This window comes from Arthrobacter horti (genome assembly GCF_030731045.1).
Lineage (GTDB): Bacteria > Actinomycetota > Actinomycetes > Actinomycetales > Micrococcaceae > Arthrobacter_E > Arthrobacter_E nanjingensis.
The window spans coordinates 21,482-38,369 of the sequence record NZ_JAVALS010000020.1; the positions used below are offsets into that span (position 1 = coordinate 21,482).

Genomic DNA, 16,888 nt, shown 5'->3' on the forward strand with positions numbered 1-16,888 from the left:
TCTCCTGCCCCTGGTCACTGCCGCGGGCCGCGGTTGGAGCGGGCCTGAAGGACCTCCGCCACCTTCCGTGCCGTCTCCTTGGCGGAGCCCGGGTTCTGACCCGTGACGAGCCGTCCGTCCGCCACGGCGTAGCTGACGAACGGCAGCCGGGCCTTCTCGTAGAGCGCCCCGCGGCTCCTCATCTCCTCCTCGGCGTTGTACGGCACCAGCTTGTCCACCCGCGCCAGCACCTCCTCCTGCCAGGCGAAGCCGGTGACCTTCCGTCCTGCCACCAGGAGACTCCCGTCGGAGAGCCGGGTGTTCAGCAGGCCGCAGTAACCGTGGCACACCGAAGAGACCACGCCGCCCCGCTCCCAGATCTCCCGCGTGATCCGCTGCAGGCCCTCGCTGTCCGGGAAGTCGTACATGACCGCGTGACCGCCCGTGAAGTAGACGGCATCGAAGTCCGCCGGGTCGATCTCCTCAGGGCGGGCCGTGGTCTCCAGCAGGGCCATCCGCGCCGGGTCGGTGTGCCAGGCCCTAGCCGCCTTGTCGTAGCTGGGGAACTTGAGCGAGCGCGGCTCGAGGGGGACTGCCCCGCCGTGCGGGCTGACGATCGACTGGGCGAAGCCGTGCTCCTCGAACACCTCCCAGGCGTGCACGAGTTCGGACAGCCACAGCCCGGTGGGGTGAGACGGATCGTCGTAATGGCTCACGTTGGTGACGACGTGCAAGATGCGCTGGTTCATGAGTGGTCCTCCGTGGTGCGCTGGGAAGAAGTGGGCAGTGCGAAGATCGCCGTGACCGCCGCTCGCACGCGTGCGGCGACGTCGTCCGCGGGCTCGGGCCGGAACTTGCCGTCCAGATGCAGGAACGCCAGGCCGTGCGCCAGGCTCCACAACGCGGTCGACAGCGCCGCGGCGTCGGCGTCCGGGAACATCCGCCCGACGGCGTCGTTCAGCACCTCATGCAGCCCGCCGGACGCGAGGACGCGCTCGCTGTCCTCCGCGTCGCACTCCTGCCCGAACATCAGCCGGAACACCGCCGGCCGCCGCAACGCGAACCCGACGTACGCCACCCCCAGGGCGGTGACGACGTCGGCGGGCCGCGTGACGTCGGGCGCTTCGGCCAGGGCGGCGGTCAGCTCCGCGCGAAGATCATGGAAGCCGTCGACGGCGAGGGCTGACTCAAGCGCCTCACGGTCGGCGAAGTGCCGGTAGGGCGCCGTCGCGGAGACGCCTGCGCGACGTGCGATGGCGCGCAGGGAGAACGGCTCGCCGGCCTCCAGGCTTTCGGTCGCCGCCACGAGCAGGGCGGTCCGAAGGTCCCCGTGGTGGTAGCTCGTACTCGATGTTGACACTGCTAACTTCGCCTCCTACGCTGATGTAAGCAGTGTAAACATTAGGCCGAAGGAAGTCGAGTCACACGATGCAGACGATTGTGGGAGCGAACGGGCAGATCGCCGTCGAGCTCGCGCGGGAGCTGAACCGGAATCACAGCGGCGAGCTGCGGCTCGTCAGCCGCAACCCCCGCAAGGTCAACGAATCGGACACCGTCATGAGCGCGGATCTTCTCGACGCCGGACGGACGGCCGCCGCCGTGGCGGGCAGCGACGTCGTCTATTTCACCGCCGGGCTGCCTGCGAAGACGGAACTGTGGGAGGCGCAATTCCCCGCGATGCTGAAGAACGCACTGGACGCCACGCGGGCGGCAGGGGCCAAGTTCGTCTACTTCGACAACACCTACATGTATCCCCAGGACAGCCGCGTGCAGACCGAGGACACCCCGTTCGCCCCGGTGGGCCGCAAGGGCCGGGTCCGGGCCGCGATGGCGGAGATGGTCCTGGCGGAGATGTCCCGGGGCGAGATCCCGGTGCTGATCGCCCGGGCTCCCGAGTTCTACGGACCCGGCCGCACGCAGAGCTTCACGAACGCCCTGATCCTGGACCGCCTCAAGGCCGGGAAGAGACCCGTGGTTCCCGTCAGTGCGAGCCGGCTGCGCACTCTCATCTGGACCCCGGATGCGAGCCGGGCACTCGCGCTGCTCGGCAACACCGCGGACGCCTATGGCCAGACCTGGCATCTCCCGGTCGACACGGAGCGGCTCAGCTACCGTGACTTCACGGCGCTGGCTGCCGAGGCGTTCGGGCGGAGTTCCGGATACACCGTGCTCCCTCGATGGCTCCTCAGCACGGCGGGGGCCTTCAACCCCCAGGTGCGGGAACTGCGCGAGCTGCTGCCCCGGTATGCGCAGGACAACATCTTCGACGCCGGCAAGTTCGCCGCCCGGTTCCCGGAGTTTTCAGTCACCACCTACCGCGGCGGGCTCGCCGCCATTCAGCAGGAGGCGGAGGCGCGGCAGCCGCGCTGACAGCTCAGCTTTGAACCCTCAGCCCTTCAGCCGCCGCAGCACGACGGCGAGCCCGGCGAACGCCACCACGTTCGCGGCCGCGGCGAGGGCCACCGCCACCGGCACCCCGGCGTCGTACGCGGCGCCCAGCACGCCGCCCGCCACCAGCAGGCCCACTCCACGGACGAAGGCGAGCCAGCCGAACGCCACGGCGCGCGAGGTGCTGGGCACCAGCTCCGTCACCACGGCCTTGACGGTGGAGTCCAGAACGCCGTTGACCACGCCCCAGACCGCCACGCCCACCCAGATCCAGACGGCGTTCTCCAGGAACGCCAGCAGGGACAGGAGCGCGGCGAGCGGCACGGCCACCAGGGTCAGAGGTCCGCTGCGGTCGTAGACGCGGCCCATGATGAGTCCGCTGGCCCCGTCCACGGCCATGGCCAGGGCGAAGATCAGCGGGACCTGGGCATCGCTCAGGAGGCCGTGAGTCTGGGCGTGGAAAGCGAGCAGCGGGAAGGGCGCGACGCCGACCGAGAGCACCGCGATCACGCCGGTGTACTGCCAGAACCGCGCCGGGAGGCGGCGTGCGGGGGCGGGCTCAGCGGCGCTCTCGGGCGCGACGGCGGCCGGCGCGGCTTCCTCATACACGCGCGGGTCCGGCACCCGGTGCCGCAGCCAGAACAGGAGCACCAGCACAAGGACGCCGGGGATGGCCAGTGAGAGGAACGCCAGGCGGTAATCGCCCTCCTTCCAGCCGAGGATCGCGGCCAGCAGGAGCGGGCCGAGCATGGCGCCGGTCTGGTCCAGCGCCTGGTGGACACCGAAGGCGCTGCCACGGCCGGTCTGGGTGGAGGCGTGGGAGAGAAGCGTGTCCTTGGCGGGGGAACGGACGGCTTTGCCGAGCCGTTCGGTGCCGTACAGCAGGAGCCCGGGCGCCAGGATGCCCGTGACGCCGATCAGCGGGACGCTCAGCACGGTCAAGGTGTAGCCCAGGATGGTCCACGTCCAGTAGTGCCGGCTGCGGCTCACCGCATACCCGGACACCACGCGCAGGCCGTAGCCGATGAACTCCCCGGCGCCGGCCACCAGGCCCACCACGGTGGCGGAGGCGCCCAGCGTGGCCAGGTACGGGCCGATGATGCTCCGGGCGCCCTCGTAGACCATGTCCGCCAGGAGGCTGACGACGCCGAACGCCACCACGAAGTGCCAGGGCCTCAGCACGCGGGCGGTGCTCGACGCCGAATTGCTGGTTCGCGACGGCGCGCGGCCGCCGTCGTCGGGCACGCCGCTCATCAGCTGTTCCGCCCCCGCGCCGCCACCGCCCAGGTGTCCACCACGGCGCCGTCGGAGACCACGGTGACCTCGTCCACCAGGTTCACCGCCACGCACACGTGATTCGGGATGAGCCGGAGCCTTTCGCCCAGGGCGGGGAGCGGGGAGTCCTCCGGCCAGATCACGGTGGCGTGGTGCTCGGACAGTGCCGTCACCCGCGCGCCGTCCTCCTCCAGGACCCGGGCGAACCCCGTGGCCCAGGCCGGTCGGTCCCCGCCGAGCATCTTGCTGCCCGCGTCCAGGACGATCCGCCGCGGCACCTCGCCAGAACCCTCGTGCCGGCTCACCACGGTGGACGCGACACTCAGCGCCACGTCCTCCAGCGTGCATCGTCCCAGCTCCAGCTGCTGCGCGTCGCCGAACACGTACACGCCCGGCCGCAGCTCGGTGGCCACGGACCCGCCGGTGAGCAGCGCGGTCGGCGTCGAGCCCCCACTGAGGACCGCGACGTCGTGCCCGGCCTCGCGCAGCAGCGTCGCCGCGCGCTGAAGGGCGACACCCTCCTGGTCCACCACGGCGCCCGGCATTCCGGGTGCGTAGCTGTGGCCCGGGAACGTGAAGACCCCGGCCACCGGGAACCCGGCATCGCGGGCCGCATCGGCCACCAGCACGGCCTCCTCGGGCGTCACCCCGCTGCGGTGATGCCCGCTGTCGATCTCCACCAGCACGCTCAGCCGTCCGGCGTCGTCGCCCAGCAGGCGGCCGGCCTCACGCACCGCCTCGGCGGAATCGGTGCCGAAGGAGATCCGGGCGCTCCGGCTCAGGGTGCGGAGCCGCTCGGCCTTGCCGGGGCTCAGCCACAGCGGGTAGGCGACGAAGATGTCGGCGGCGCCGTGCTCGGCGAAGACCTCGGCCTCGCCGATCGTGGCGACCGTCAGCCCGATGGCGCCCGCCTCGAGCTGCAGGGCGGCGATCTGCGGGATCTTGTGCGTCTTGACGTGCGGCCGCAGGGCCAGGCCCTTGCCGCCCAGGGTGGTGGCCATGCGCGCGATGTTCCGCTCCAGCACCTCCCGGTCGATCAGGGTGGCCGGGGTGTCGATGTCCTGGGGGATCAAGCTCATGGAATCCATTCTGCCGTGCGATCCACGGTTCTGACGCCGTTCAACGGCCCCTGGCCCGTTCCGCCAGCAGCAGCCCGGAGAGCTCGTGCGGCGCCACGGCGGCCGGCCATTCCGTGAGGGTCCCGGCGGTGGACCAGCGGAGGATGAACGACTCACGCTCTTCGTCGGAGCCCCCGCCGTGCCCACCTGCGTCCACATGTCCGTGGTCCGCCACCACCACTAGAAGCCATTCTTCGCCGTGCTCGGCGGCCCGGCGCGCCACAGCGTCCCGGATCCGCGCCACGTGAGCGTCCACGCGGGCCAGGGCCTCCTGATACTGGGCGCTGAGCGCACCGTACACGTGGCCGGCGTCGTCCACATCGCAGAAGTACACGAAGGACACGTCAGGGACCTTGTGCGAGGCGAGGGCGGCCAGCGTGAAATCGGCGATCTCGGCGTCGATCCGGATGAAGCCGTGGGTTTCGCCGTCCCGCGAGATCACCGTGTGGAGCCCGGCCTTCTGCTGCTCCATCCGCTGATGGATCACCGGCCCCAGACCCTCCGGTGAGACCAGCGGCGGCCAGCCGGCCGCGGCGAACGTCCGGGTGGAGGTGTCCTGGTGGAACGCCCGGGACAGCACGTCCGGGTACCGGAAGAGCCGGTGGCCCACGAAGCTGTTGTCCAGGACCCCGTGCTCGGCATGCGTGGTCCCGGTCAGCAGGGAGGACCACCCGGGCCCGGAGAGCGTGGGCACGTCCATGACCATGGTGCGGTGGTCGCCGTCGGCGGCGAGGGAGCGCAGCGTGGAAGCCGCGGGGGATTCGGCGGCCAGGTCCCAGCGCAGCCCGTCCAGGCCCAGCAGGATGATGCGGGGGCGGCTCATCGGAGGGCCGCCGCGCGTGCGCCGGCCAGGACCGGAAGGGTGACTTCCGTCAGGGAGCCGAGCAGGGTCCGGCCGGGTGCCTCCTCGATCGGCACCGTGGACGGCACGACGACGACGGGGCACCCCGCCGCCTCCGCCGCGGCGAGGCCCACGGGGGAGTCCTCCACCACCACGCACGCGGACGGCTCGGCTCCCAGCCGGCGGGCCGCCTCCAGATAGGGGTCAGGGGCCGGCTTGGACGCGGGGGTGTCCTCCACGGCGACCACCAGGGTGAACAGCTCGTGGCCCAGGCGGTCCCGGACCAGTTCCACCACGCGGCGCGGGGAGGCGGAGACGATGGCCGTGGGGATGCCCTCCGAGGCCAGGAGCCGCAGGAGGTCCATGGCGCCGGGCCGGGGCACCACCTCCTGCGCCACGAGCTCGGTGAACGCCTGGTCCAGGCGTTCGGAGAGTTCCTCCGCCGTGAGCGTGCTCGCCGAAGGCAGGGTGGCGAGCAGGTGGGCCGCGGTGTGCCCCGAGGGCCGGCCGAGGACATCGGGGCCGTCCTCAGATCCGAGCCTGTGGCCCAGGCCGAAGGCCACATCCGCCACGGCGTCCCACCAGAGCCGCTCGGTGTCCACCAGGGTTCCGTCCATGTCGAAAAGTACGGCTGCGGGCATCATGCGCTGGTTTCCTCGTTCCGGGCCTGGTCGATCAGGACGGGGCGCTCCGGCAGGCCGAGCCGGACCCGCGCCCCCAGGGGAAGTGTGGAGGCACCGGCGCTGGGCACATCCGCCAGCACCGTGCGGCCGCCGTCCAGGCGGATGGTGAGCCGCGTCGTCGCGCCCAGGAAGGAGGACGCCACGAGCAGTGCGGTCCCGTTCGGGTCCGCACCGACGCTCAAGGCCTCGGGACGGATCAGGACGTCGACGGCGCCCGTGCGGCGTCCGCCGGGCAGGCTCCCGTGGACGGGCCGGCCGGTGCCGAGCACCTCCACCCGCGCGCCGTCGGCGCCGAGGGTTCCCGGAAGCCGGTTCATGGTGCCGACGAACCCTGCCACGAACGGCGTGGCGGGGCTGTTGTAGAGCTCCTCCGGGGTGGCGCACTGCTCCAGGCGCCCGTCCCGCATGACGGCCACGCGATCCGCCATGGACAGCGCCTCCTCCTGGTCATGCGTGACGAACAGGGTGGTGATGCCCAGTTCCAGCTGGAGGCGCCGGATCTCCTCCCGCAGTGACTGGCGCACCTTGGCGTCCAGGGCGGAGAGTGGCTCGTCCAGCAGCAGCACCCGGGGTTCCAGGGCCAGGGCCCGGGCCAGGGCGACGCGCTGCTGCTGTCCGCCGGAGAGCTGACGGGGGTAGCGGCCGCCGTGGGTGGGCAAGCCCACCAGTTCCAGGAGTTCCTGGGCCCGGTCACGGCGCCGGGCCGCGGGGACGCCTCGCATGCGCATCCCGAACGCCACATTGTCCGCGGCGCTCAGATGCGGGAAGAGGCTGTAGGACTGGAACACCATGCCGACGTCGCGGCGGTGCGCCGGGGTGGCGGTCACGTCAGCGCCGTCCAGCAGGACGTGTCCGGCATCCGGGGTTTCGAATCCGGCCACCATGCGCAGGGCGGTGGTCTTGCCGCAGCCGGACGGCCCCAGGAGGGCGAGCAGTTCCCCGGGTTCCAGGCTGAGGTCCAGCCCGTCCAGGGCCGTGGTGGCGCCGAAGGATCGGCGCAGCCCGCGGAATTCCAGCGTGGCGCCCGCGGTTCCGGCGGACACCGGGCGGGGAGCGAGGGTGGAGGCGGTCATGGTTTCTCCTTGGGGGCTTTCGAACGGCCGGACTTCGCGACCGCGAGGAGGATGAGCCAGGTGCCGATCAGGCCGGCCAGGGACACGGCGACGGACAGCTGGGCGTGGGAGCCGCTGATGGCCACGGTCCACACGGCGAAGGGCTGGAACCCGAGCAGTGCGGAGACCGCGTACTCGCCGATGACCAGGGCGATCGTCAGGAACGCCGTGTTCAGCAGGGCTTCCCGGAGATTGGGCAGGACCACCAGGAAGAGCGTCCGGAACCAGGACGCCCGGCAGGACCGGGCCGCTTCCACCAGGACTTTCACGTCGATGGCGTTCAGGCCGGCTTCCAGGGTGGTGTAGGCCAGCGGCAGGGCCATGAGGGTGTAGGCGAGGACCAGGATCACCGGGAAGCCCGGTTCCTGTAACGCGGCGAGGAGGGGGAACCCCGGGCTGTCGTAGAGCCAGTCGGTGGCCCATCGCAAGACAGTGGTGATCCCAGCACCCAGCGCCACGGCGGGCACCACGAGCGGCAGCATGCAGACCACGGCCACGACGGCCTTCGCGCGGGGCGCCGCCAGGCGCACGGTCAGGAGCGCGGGGAGCAGCAGGCCGAACACCAGGACGATGGTGGCCCCCGCCAGCACCAGGCTCAGCCCGAGGCTCTGCGCCAGCCCGTCCGTGGTGAAGATGGCGGCGTAGGCGCCCAGGCTGGGCGTCTGCCGGGCGTCCCCGATGCCCACGGTGAAAGCCAGGGCGCACAGGAGCGGGACCAGGAAGTAGACGCCGGCCACGGAGAGGGAAACGGTGCGTCCCAGCCGGGATCCGCGGTGTGGGCGGGAGGCGGTCAGGAGAGCCATGCCGAGGTCCTTCGCTGCAGCAGGAGCTGGACGCCCATCACCAGGGCCGCCACGATGATCATGTCCATGCCGAGAGCCAGGGCGATGCCTGCTTGGCCCACCAGGACGTCGCCCGTGAGGGCGGAGGCGATCTTGACCGTCACCAGCGGGATGGAACTTCCCACCATGGCGGCGGCCGTGGCGTACGCGCTGAACGCGGTGCCGAACAGCAGCACGAAACCGCTGAGCAGCGTGGGCCACAGGATCGGCAGGGCCACATGGCGCCAGTACTGGAGGCCCGTTGCCCCGTTGTTCAGTGCGGCCTCGCGCCACTGCGGCCTGAGGCCGTCCAGTGCCGGGGTGAGGGTGAGCACCATGAGCGGCACCAGGAAGTAGAGGTAGACGATGGACAGGCCCCAGAAGCTGTAGAGGCTCCAGCCCTTCTCGCCCAGCCCGAAGGCGCCGGTCAGGACTCCGGCGTTGCCCAGGGTGGCCACGAAGGCGAAGGCCAGCGGCACGCCCCCGAGGTTGGCGATGACGCCGGACGCGGACAGGACCGCCTCGCGCAGTCCACGGATCCGGGAGGTGACCACCGCGTGGGCGAGCGGCAGGCTGAGCACGGTGGCGACGGCGGCGGTGAGGGCGGACAGCCGGACGCTGCCCAGCAGGCTCTCCAGGTACGGGCCGTCCAGGGTGGCCGCGAAGTTGGCGGCCGTGACGGAGGTGGTGCCGGCGTCGTCGCTCGCGGTGAAGGCGCCGGCCGCCATGGCGGCCACGGGCAGCCCGAGCATCACGGCGGCGAATCCCAGCAATGGGACGACGCCGAGCCAGCCGGCGGCGGGGCGGGAAGCCCGGCGGCCGGGAGCCTGGGGCTCCCGGCGCAGGGTCCCGTCGCCGGCCGCACGGTTCACGACGGCGCCGGGTGCGGCGGAGCTCATCAGGAGACGGCCTTCGTCCAGCCGTCGGACACGAGCGCCTTGGCCTTCTTGCCCTGCTCCTCGGTGGGGTAGGCGGTCTTCTCCTGGGCGATCTTGGGCAGCCGGGCCAGGGAGGTCTTGTCCGCGGTGCCGTCGGCGATCATCGACGGGAGCAGCACGGGGCGGGCGTAGCCCTTCAGCCAGAGGTTCTGCCCCTCGGTGCTGTAGAGGAACTCCTGCCAGAGGCGGGCCGCGGCCGGGTGCGGTGCCCACTTCACGATCGCCTGGGAGTAGTAGAGGGAGAAGACGCCGTCCTGCGGGACGGAGACCTTCCAGTCGATGCCCTTGGCCTTGAGCTCGTCGGCGTACGCCGCATTCCGGTAGTCCCAGACGACGGCGATGGGCGTCTCGCCCTTCTCCATGGTGGCCGGGGTGGCCTCCACCGGGTTGAAGTTGCCGTTCTGCTTCAGCTTGGCGAAGAAGTCCAGGCCCGGCTGCACATCATCGAAGGAACCGCCGTTGGCGAGGGCTGCGGCCACCACGGCGCTGTAGGCCGAGGAGGACTTGGCCGGGTTGCCGGTCAGGGCCACCTTGCCCTTGTACTGCGGGTCGTTCAGCTCGGCGAAGGTGGTGGGGCACTTGGCCACTCGTCCGGCGTCGCAACCGATGGAGACGTATCCGCCCATGTCGTTGTACCAGAGGCCGGAGGCCTCCTTCTGGGAGTCCGGGATCTTGCCGAACGACGCCACCTTGTACGGGGCCAGGAGGCCCTGCTTGGCGGCCTGGGTGTCGAAGTCGTGCCCCACGTCGATCACGTCCGGGGAGCGGTCCTGGCCCTTGCGGGAGGACACGGCGTTGAGCTCATCCGCGCTGGAGGCGTCCGGGTTCTCCACCTGGACCTTGATGCCGTACTTCTTCTCGAAGGTGGAGATGACTTCGCCGTAGTTGGCCCAGTCGTTCGGGAGGGCGATCGCGTTGAGCGTCCCTTCCTTCTTGGCGGCCGCGATCAGTGCGTCCGTGCCGCCGCCGGCCTCGGCGGAGGCGGCGGTCTTCCAGTCGCCGGCGCCCTTCGATTCGGTGGTGGCCGCGTTGCCGGCCGAACAGGCGGCCAGGCCGCCCAGAAGCAGGGCCGCGACGCCGAGGGCGCTCAAGCGGTGGAGGGTGGTGTTCATCGGGACTCCTAGAAAAAGTTGGCTACACAACTTGCCTCCATCACTGTCCGAGGCGTGGGTGTACGGCCGGTGAACGGCGGGCGGCCGCGTGACGAACGGCCGAGGGACGATCGGCGTTAAGGCCTTGATTTGCTCGGTCTGATGAGCGGTCGCTGTACCGTGGAGGGATGATTGAGAGTGCAGTGGGGGCCGGCCGGCCGGGCGTCGCAGGGGAGAAGGCTCAGTACCGGAAGTTGGCAGCCAGCATGCGTCTGGAGATTGAAGCAGGCGAGTTCGGCAACAACGGCCGGCTGCCCAGCGAGGAGAGCCTGGCCGAGCAGTACGGGGTGTCCCGGGGCACCGTGCGCAATGCGCTGGCGCTGCTGCGGGCCAATGGCCTGGTCACATCCCGCCGTGGGACCCGGCGCGTGGTCCTGGGGACGGCCAGGACGCAGAGTTTCCAGGAACTGCTGAGCTTCACCGCCTGGGCCCGGGCACAGGGTGAGGAGCCCGGGGCGCGCACGCTGCACTGCCTGTCCCGTCCGGCGTCGGCCGCGGAGACCGAGGCGCTTCAGCTCGACGACGGCGCGGTCGTCACCGAGGTCCTCCGGCTCAGGCTCCTGGGCCGGGTCCCCGTCATGCTGGAGCGCACGGTGTACCCGGAGCGGACCGGTGCCGTGATCGGCGGGCTCGCCCCGGACTCCCTGTCCCACACTGAGGTCCTGGACGCCTCCGGGGCCGTGTTCGCGGACAGTGAGCACACCATCGACGTGGTGCCCGCGGATTCCGTGGACGCCGGGGCCCTGGGCTGCGCGGAGGGGACCGGGCTCCTGAGGGAGATCCGCCGCGCCACGGATCCGGCGGGGGTGCCCCTGCTGTGGTCGGAGGACCGCTTCCTGCCCGGGACGGTCTCCTTCTCGGTGCACAACTCGGCGTCGGTCAGCGCGCTCGCCCGGCGCAGAGGGCGGCCGTGATCGATCGGCTCGCTGTCAGAACCCGATGACCGACAGCAGCACCCCGCCGCCGGCGCCCACCAGCACCACGATCCACGGTGGCAGCTTCCAGGACACCAGCAGCGCGAAGCACGCCAGCGCCAGGCAGAACGGGCCGGGGCCGGTGACGGCACTCGTGAACACGGGGGAGTAAAGGGCTGCCGCCAGGATGCCGACCACGGCGGCGTTCGCCCCGCGCATCATCGCCCGGGCCCAGGCGCGCCGCCGCAGCCCGCCCCAGAACGGCAGGACGCCCGTCAGCAGCAGGAACCCGGGCAGGAAGATCCCGGCCAGGGCCAGCGCCGCCCCGGGAATCCCTCCCGGCCCCACCTGGGCGATCGTGCCCAGATACGCGGAGAAGGTGAACAGCGGCCCCGGCACCGCCTGCGCCGCGCCGTAGCCGGCCAGGAACTGCTGGTCGCCCACCCAGCCCTGATCCACCACCCCGGCCTGCAGGAGCGGCAGCACCACATGTCCTCCGCCGAAGACGAACGCCCCGGCCCGGAAGAACGCGTCGAACAGATTCAGGGCGCCGCTCGTCAGGGCCGCCGCGAGCAACGGCCCGCCGAACAGCGCCACGGCGAACAGCAGCAGCGCGACGACGCCGGTGCGCCGCCGCACGGGGAAGCGAAGAGTGCCGCCGGCCGCCCCGCCGTCGTCGTTGCGGCAGAACCGCAGCCCCGCCACCGCGCCCAGGACGATCGCCCCGATCTGGGCCGCGCTCGCCGAGGCCATGGACCCGGCGAAGAGCAGCACGGCCGTGGTGGCCAGCACCGCGATCGACGCGCGCTGCCGGTCCGGTGTGAGCGTGCGGGCCATCCCCCAGACCGCCTGGGCCACGATCGCCACGGCCACGAGCTTCAGGCCCGTCAGCAGCCCCTCACCGACCGGCCCGGCGAACAGGCTCGCCCCATACGCGAACGCCACCATGAGCGCGGCGGACGGCAGGGTGAACGCCGCGAAGGCGGCCAGCGCGCCGCCGAACCCGGCCCGCTGCAGGCCCAGGCCGAAGCCCACCTGGCTGGACGCCGGTCCGGGCAGGAACTGGCACAGCGTCACCAGGTCCGCGTACTCGCGGTCGTCCAGCCAGGCGCGCCGGGCCACGAACTCGGCCCGGAAATACCCCAGGTGGGCGATCGGCCCTCCGAAAGAGGTGAGGCCGAGCCGCAGGAACGCCCGGAACACCTCCCACGCCGAGCCCTGGCGGCCGGGCCGGACGGTGCTCTCGCTCATGCAGGGATTCCTTCATCTCAGGGACCGGGTCCCTTCAGAATAGGCACGGCCGGTTACGGGAGAATGAAGCCGTCGGCAGGGCGCGAGGGCCCGGCTGACTGAGAGACCCGGCTGACTGAGAGACCCGGCTGGATGAGAGGGCGTGGAGCATGCGAGACGAGGTGCCGCAGGGGCCGGACTACCGGGTGTACCGGCGGTCCGTGGCCCGGATCGGCTACCAGGTGGCCGTGGTGTGCGCCGCGTTGGTCTTCCTGGGTGGTGCGCTCGCGATCGCCTACGTGTTCTGGCAGAGCCGCCCCGCGAAATTGAGCGAACCGCACAAGTCTGAGGACATCCGCATCTTCCTGGACCCGGTGGACCTCACCGTGGCCGGCCTGCTGGTGGGCACCGCGGCCGTCATCTGCGCAGGCCTGGCCGCCTGGGTGATCGCCCGCCGCGCCGTGAGGCCTCTCAATGAGGCTTTCCACATGCAGCGCCGCTTCGTGGCGGACGCCAGCCACGAACTCCGCACGCCGCTGGCCGTCATGAACGCCCGCGCCCAGCAGCTGGCCGCCCTGCTGCCCCGCGACGACCCCCGGCGCGCCGTCGCCGACGCCTTGCGCGAGGACACCCGCATCATGACAGGCATCGTGGACGACATGCTGGAGACCGCGACGGCGGGGGCGGACAGCGCGACGACGGCGCCGTCGTCGTACGCCACTCCGTTCGCCGAGGTGCAGCACGGGGTGCTGGACGATTTGCGGCTGCTGGCCGACGAACGCGGGGTCAGCGTGCGCGGCACCGATCTGAACGCTGTGCTGGCGGTCCCGGCTCCGGCGCTGCGCCGCTGCCTCCTGGCGCTGGTGGACAACGCGATCGATCATTCGCCGGAAGGCGGCACGGTCAGCGTCGACGCCGGGCTGCGGGGCGCGATGGTCAGTATCCGGGTCACCGACGAGGGCGGCGGCATCACGGGGATCGAGCCCGCGCGGGTGTTCGACCGCTTCGCCCATGGCGCCGCCCCCACCACCCCGCACGGGGAGTCGAGGACCCGGCACGGCATCGGCCTGGCGCTGGTGCGGGAACTCGCGGGCCGCCACGGCGGTACCGTGCAGGTCAAGCGCACGGGCCCGGACGGGACCGTGTTCGAACTCGTCCTGCCGCTGGCGGGCGACGGATTCAACAGCGGGGAGGACGCATGACCGGGCGGCTGCTCCTGGTGGAGGACGACCCCCGGCTGGGCCCCATCATGCAGAGCGTGCTGTCCGCCGAGTGGGAGGTGCGGCTGTGCCCCTCCGGCGAGGAGGCCCGGGACGCCGCGGTGGCCGGCTACTTCGACGTCATGGTGATCGACCGCCGGCTTCCCGGCATGAGCGGCGAGGACCTGGTCCGGGAGCTGCGCTCGCGCCGGATCAGCACCCCGGTCCTGATGCTCACGGCCCTGGGGCAGGTGCATGACAAGGTGGCGGGCCTGGACGCCGGCGCCAACGACTACCTGGTCAAGCCCTTTGAGTTCGAGGAGCTCAACGCCCGCCTGCGCGCCCTGACCAGGGATTACTCCGGGCGGGGGAGCGGGATCGAGATCGGAAGCTGGCTGTTCTTCCCGGCGGACCACTCGATCGAGTCGCCCTACGCGGGCCGTGTCATGCTCACCGAGGCCGAATCGGCGCTCCTGGAGCTGCTGGCCTCCGAGCCGGAACGGACCTTCACCCGGGAGCACCTGCTGACCGCGGTCTTCGCGCAGGGCGAGAGCCCCACCACGGTGGAGACCTATGTGCACTATCTGAGACGCAAAACGGACCGTGATCTGGTGACCACGGTCCGCGGCGTGGGGTACCGGCTCGGCACCCCCGCGTGACGCTCCCGGTGCGGGAGCCGTCGGCTCAGGCTGCCGCCCGGCGCCGCCCCTTCGCCCCGAAACGGGCCAGGATGAGGTCCACCACGATCCAGCGCGCCGTCGGCGCCATGGCCAGGGACCACAGGATGGAGGCGAGCACGTCGGTGGGGTAGTGCAGGCCGTTCACCATGACCGCGAGCCCGACGACGACGGTCGCCACCGTGCCGAGGGCCGCCACCAGCGGCACCCAGCGGGTACCGCGGAGCAGGAAGCAGAAGGTGACGGTCAGTGCCACGATGAATGCGGTGTGCCCGCTGGGGAACGACGCGTCGGTCTGCCAGGGGGAGTACGGGTGGCTCAGGGCGCTCAGCTCGGGGCGCGGGCGCTCCACCACGTACTTCAGGATCGCGGACGGCAGCCAGGTCAGGCCCACCACGGCGCCGAAGGCGATGGCGGTCTTGAAGGACCGGGACACGGCCCACACCGCGGCTGCGAGCACGGCCACCAGGACCACGGCGTAGACGGGCTCCAGGGCCTTGTAGATCCCGCTGGTCAGCGTGCCCACCAGGCCGGTGTGGTGCTGGTTCAGGGCGACCACCACGGGAAGATCCGCGGGGTTCGCCTTCATCACGAGCCCGAGCACCAGGAGCACTGCTCCCGTCGCCACGGACACCGCGACCGCGGTGAGGGGATGCCGGGCCCGGCGGTGGATGCCTGAGCTCGCGGAGTGTGCCGTCGTCATTTCGGTCATCGGGTGCTCAGCGCCTTTCGGAGAGTTCTGCGGGGGTGGTGGCGGCCGGGGCCGCCTCTGACGCGCCACTGGAGCGGGCCTTGAGGTAACGGCGGAGGGCGCCGATCGCCACCGGGAGGGTCGGGATCACGATCATCAGGATCATGAGGGTATCGATATTGTTCACCACGAACGGGATCCCGCCCAGTGCCAGGCCGATCCCGGTCATGCCGGTCACCCAGAGGACGGCGCCCACCACGTTCCAGGCGAAGAAGCGCCCACGGTGCAGGCGGACGGCTCCGGCCACGAGCGGGACATAGGTCCGCACGATCGGGACGAAGCGTCCCAGCACCAGGGAGATGGCCCCATAGCGGGTGAAGAAGTGCTCGGTCTCCTCCAGCCGGCTGGTCTTCAGAACGCGGGCGTCGGGGCGGAAGAGGCGGCGTCCGAACCGCTGGCCGAGCCAGTAGCCTGCCTGATCGCCCAGCACGGCAGCCGGGATACCCACCAGCACCACTTGCCACGGCTCGATGCCCAGCTGGGGCGCCAGGATCGCGGCGGTGACCAGCAGGGAGTCACCGGGGAGGAAGGGGAACAGGACGCCGGATTCGATGAAGAGCAGCACGGCGATTCCCAGGAGCACCCACGGCCCGAAGGCGTGCAGCATGGTCCCGGCGTCGGGGAGCAGCCCCGCGGACATGGCCATCATGCCGCACCACCGTGTGTCCCGCTCATCTCAATCATGTCCGTATCGCCTTTCCTCGGGTCCTTATTCAAGATTCCGGGAGGGGCTCCAAGGAACGGCCAAGGAAACCGGGACGGTCCGTGACGGAGCCTTCAGAAGAGGATGTCCGTCTCCTTCAGGAGAGCGGGGGAGTTGTTGCGGACATTGCCGACGGCCGGGTCGGCGCGGTCCAGGGTCCAGCTGGCGGCCTCCTCGTATCCGCGGGAGCGGATCATCTCCAGGAGCCCGGCGCCGTCCTCGGCGGACGGGTCCAGCCAGGCGGCCAGGGAGTCCTTGCCGAGGGGGATGGGCAAGCGGTCGTGGAGGCGGCCCAGCTCGGCGAGGACCGGGACGCTGTGGTCCGGCTCCGGGGCGGCCATGGTCAGGATGGTGGTGGAGAGCAGCCAGGCGTCCGGGGCGTCGGGTTCCTTGCTGACATCCCGCCACCATTCGTAGAGTCCGGCGAAGGTGATGAGTTTCCCCTCCTGGGACGGATGGACGTAGAACGGCTGCTTGGCCGGCCCCGTCCCCTTGAGCCATTCGAAGTAGCCCTCGGCCGGCACTGCGCAGCGCCGGGACTTGAGCGCCTGACGGAAGGTTGGCTTCTCCGCCGCGGTCTCGCTCCTGGCGTTGAAGGACCGGACGCCGATGGACTGTTCCTTCGCCCAGCGCGGCACCAGGCCCCAATAAGCAATGTGTAGTTGCCGCCGGAGCGTACCGTCCACAAAGCGTTCCAGGAGGATGGGGACGTCACTGGTGGGAGGGATGTTCCAGGATGGTGCCAGTTCGCGATCTTCCGGAATGTCCTCGGCGTCCAGCTCGTCAGCGAGGTCTTCGATGCTCTGAGCCATCACATAGCGTCCGCACATGCGCTCAGCATACGGCCCGGCACTGACGGCCGGCCCGGTTGTCAGGAGGCATCCCTGGGCGGCGCAGGAACATGAGTTCCAGCGTGCAAGGAGGCACCCTACAGGCATGTGCCCGGGGTCACAATGCCTTGAGGCTCCTCCGATTTGTCTCCTCGGCCGGTGGCGTGTAAAGTTGATCAGGTCGCCGCGACGGGGGCTGGAGGGGCTGAGAGGTTCTTCTGGTCGGGAGTCGGGTGGTTTGAATCCTTCGATGATCATCATGTGTGGTGTGTTTCGTT

At 71.0% G+C, this 16,888-nt stretch carries 18 protein-coding genes; 4 read left to right on the plus strand and 14 right to left on the minus strand.

The window, feature by feature from the left end:
• Window positions 1–14: 14 nt before the first annotated feature.
• Both Q9R02_RS15975 and Q9R02_RS15980 read right to left on the minus strand, forming a co-directional pair.
• On the minus strand, window positions 15–728 hold the full coding sequence (locus Q9R02_RS15975; RefSeq protein ID WP_305997702.1) for a type 1 glutamine amidotransferase domain-containing protein: 714 nt from the start codon (window positions 726–728) through the stop codon (window positions 15–17).
• A complete protein-coding gene (locus Q9R02_RS15980; RefSeq protein ID WP_305997703.1) occupies window positions 725–1,339 on the minus strand; it encodes a TetR/AcrR family transcriptional regulator in 615 nt (204 codons plus the stop codon). The genes Q9R02_RS15975 and Q9R02_RS15980 overlap by 4 nt, the downstream gene beginning before the upstream one ends.
• Window positions 1,340–1,407: 68 nt before the next feature.
• Here Q9R02_RS15980 and Q9R02_RS15985 point away from each other — a divergent pair, with 68 nt between their 5' ends.
• A complete protein-coding gene (locus Q9R02_RS15985) occupies window positions 1,408–2,349 on the plus strand; it encodes an NAD-dependent epimerase/dehydratase family protein (protein WP_305997704.1) in 942 nt (313 codons plus the stop codon).
• Between the two features lie 18 nt (window positions 2,350–2,367).
• On the opposite strand, the gene Q9R02_RS15990 is transcribed toward Q9R02_RS15985, so the two are convergent.
• The 8 genes from Q9R02_RS15990 to Q9R02_RS16025 are packed head-to-tail and all read right to left on the minus strand — an operon-like array spanning window position 2,368 to window position 10,267.
• Entirely contained in the window at window positions 2,368–3,621 is a 1,254-nt protein-coding gene (locus tag Q9R02_RS15990; RefSeq protein WP_305997705.1) for an MFS transporter, read from the minus strand.
• On the minus strand, window positions 3,621–4,721 hold the full coding sequence (locus tag Q9R02_RS15995) for a D-TA family PLP-dependent enzyme (RefSeq protein WP_305997706.1): 1,101 nt from the start codon (window positions 4,719–4,721) through the stop codon (window positions 3,621–3,623). Before Q9R02_RS15995 ends, Q9R02_RS15990 begins: the two co-directional genes overlap by 1 nt.
• Before the next feature lie 40 nt (window positions 4,722–4,761).
• Entirely contained in the window at window positions 4,762–5,583 is an 822-nt protein-coding gene (locus tag Q9R02_RS16000) for an alkaline phosphatase family protein (RefSeq protein ID WP_305997707.1), read from the minus strand.
• Window positions 5,580–6,245: an HAD family hydrolase gene (locus Q9R02_RS16005; protein ID WP_305997708.1), complete on the minus strand. Its 666-nt coding sequence runs from the start codon at window positions 6,243–6,245 to the stop codon at window positions 5,580–5,582. The genes Q9R02_RS16000 and Q9R02_RS16005 overlap by 4 nt, the downstream gene beginning before the upstream one ends.
• Window positions 6,242–7,357, minus strand: a complete 1,116-nt coding sequence (locus Q9R02_RS16010; RefSeq protein WP_305997709.1) for an ABC transporter ATP-binding protein — start codon at window positions 7,355–7,357, stop codon at window positions 6,242–6,244. The genes Q9R02_RS16005 and Q9R02_RS16010 overlap by 4 nt, the downstream gene beginning before the upstream one ends.
• Window positions 7,354–8,199, minus strand: a complete 846-nt coding sequence (locus Q9R02_RS16015; RefSeq protein ID WP_305997710.1) for an ABC transporter permease subunit — start codon at window positions 8,197–8,199, stop codon at window positions 7,354–7,356. Before Q9R02_RS16015 ends, Q9R02_RS16010 begins: the two co-directional genes overlap by 4 nt.
• Window positions 8,187–9,116: an ABC transporter permease gene (locus tag Q9R02_RS16020; RefSeq protein ID WP_305997711.1), complete on the minus strand. Its 930-nt coding sequence runs from the start codon at window positions 9,114–9,116 to the stop codon at window positions 8,187–8,189. The genes Q9R02_RS16015 and Q9R02_RS16020 overlap by 13 nt, the downstream gene beginning before the upstream one ends.
• Entirely contained in the window at window positions 9,116–10,267 is a 1,152-nt protein-coding gene (locus Q9R02_RS16025; RefSeq protein WP_305997712.1) for an ABC transporter substrate-binding protein, read from the minus strand. The genes Q9R02_RS16020 and Q9R02_RS16025 overlap by 1 nt, the downstream gene beginning before the upstream one ends.
• A gap of 167 nt (window positions 10,268–10,434) precedes the next feature.
• On the opposite strand from Q9R02_RS16025, the gene Q9R02_RS16030 reads away from it, so the two are divergent.
• On the plus strand, window positions 10,435–11,220 hold the full coding sequence (locus Q9R02_RS16030) for a GntR family transcriptional regulator (protein WP_305997713.1): 786 nt from the start codon (window positions 10,435–10,437) through the stop codon (window positions 11,218–11,220).
• Between the two features lie 15 nt (window positions 11,221–11,235).
• On the opposite strand, the gene chrA is transcribed toward Q9R02_RS16030, so the two are convergent.
• Window positions 11,236–12,471 carry a chromate efflux transporter gene (gene chrA, locus Q9R02_RS16035; RefSeq protein ID WP_305997714.1) on the minus strand — a complete coding sequence of 412 codons (1,236 nt, stop codon included), beginning with the start codon at window positions 12,469–12,471 and terminating at the stop codon, window positions 11,236–11,238.
• A gap of 149 nt (window positions 12,472–12,620) precedes the next feature.
• On the opposite strand from chrA, the gene Q9R02_RS16040 reads away from it, so the two are divergent.
• Window positions 12,621–13,652 carry a sensor histidine kinase gene (locus Q9R02_RS16040; protein ID WP_305997715.1) on the plus strand — a complete coding sequence of 344 codons (1,032 nt, stop codon included), beginning with the start codon at window positions 12,621–12,623 and terminating at the stop codon, window positions 13,650–13,652.
• Window positions 13,649–14,308 (plus strand): response regulator transcription factor, encoded by a 660-nt coding sequence (locus Q9R02_RS16045; RefSeq protein WP_305997716.1) that lies wholly within the window; start codon window positions 13,649–13,651, stop codon window positions 14,306–14,308. Before Q9R02_RS16040 ends, Q9R02_RS16045 begins: the two co-directional genes overlap by 4 nt.
• Window positions 14,309–14,333: 25 nt before the next feature.
• Here Q9R02_RS16045 and Q9R02_RS16050 read toward each other — a convergent pair whose 3' ends face one another.
• The 3 genes from Q9R02_RS16050 to Q9R02_RS16060 form a co-directional block, all read right to left on the minus strand.
• On the minus strand, window positions 14,334–15,038 hold the full coding sequence (locus Q9R02_RS16050) for a phosphatase PAP2 family protein (protein ID WP_305997717.1): 705 nt from the start codon (window positions 15,036–15,038) through the stop codon (window positions 14,334–14,336).
• Window positions 15,039–15,045: 7 nt separating this feature from the next.
• Window positions 15,046–15,726, minus strand: a complete 681-nt coding sequence (locus Q9R02_RS16055; protein ID WP_305997718.1) for a DedA family protein — start codon at window positions 15,724–15,726, stop codon at window positions 15,046–15,048.
• A 128-nt stretch (window positions 15,727–15,854) separates the two neighbouring features.
• Window positions 15,855–16,610 (minus strand): SOS response-associated peptidase, encoded by a 756-nt coding sequence (locus Q9R02_RS16060; RefSeq protein WP_305997719.1) that lies wholly within the window; start codon window positions 16,608–16,610, stop codon window positions 15,855–15,857.
• Window positions 16,611–16,888: the final 278 nt, after the last annotated feature.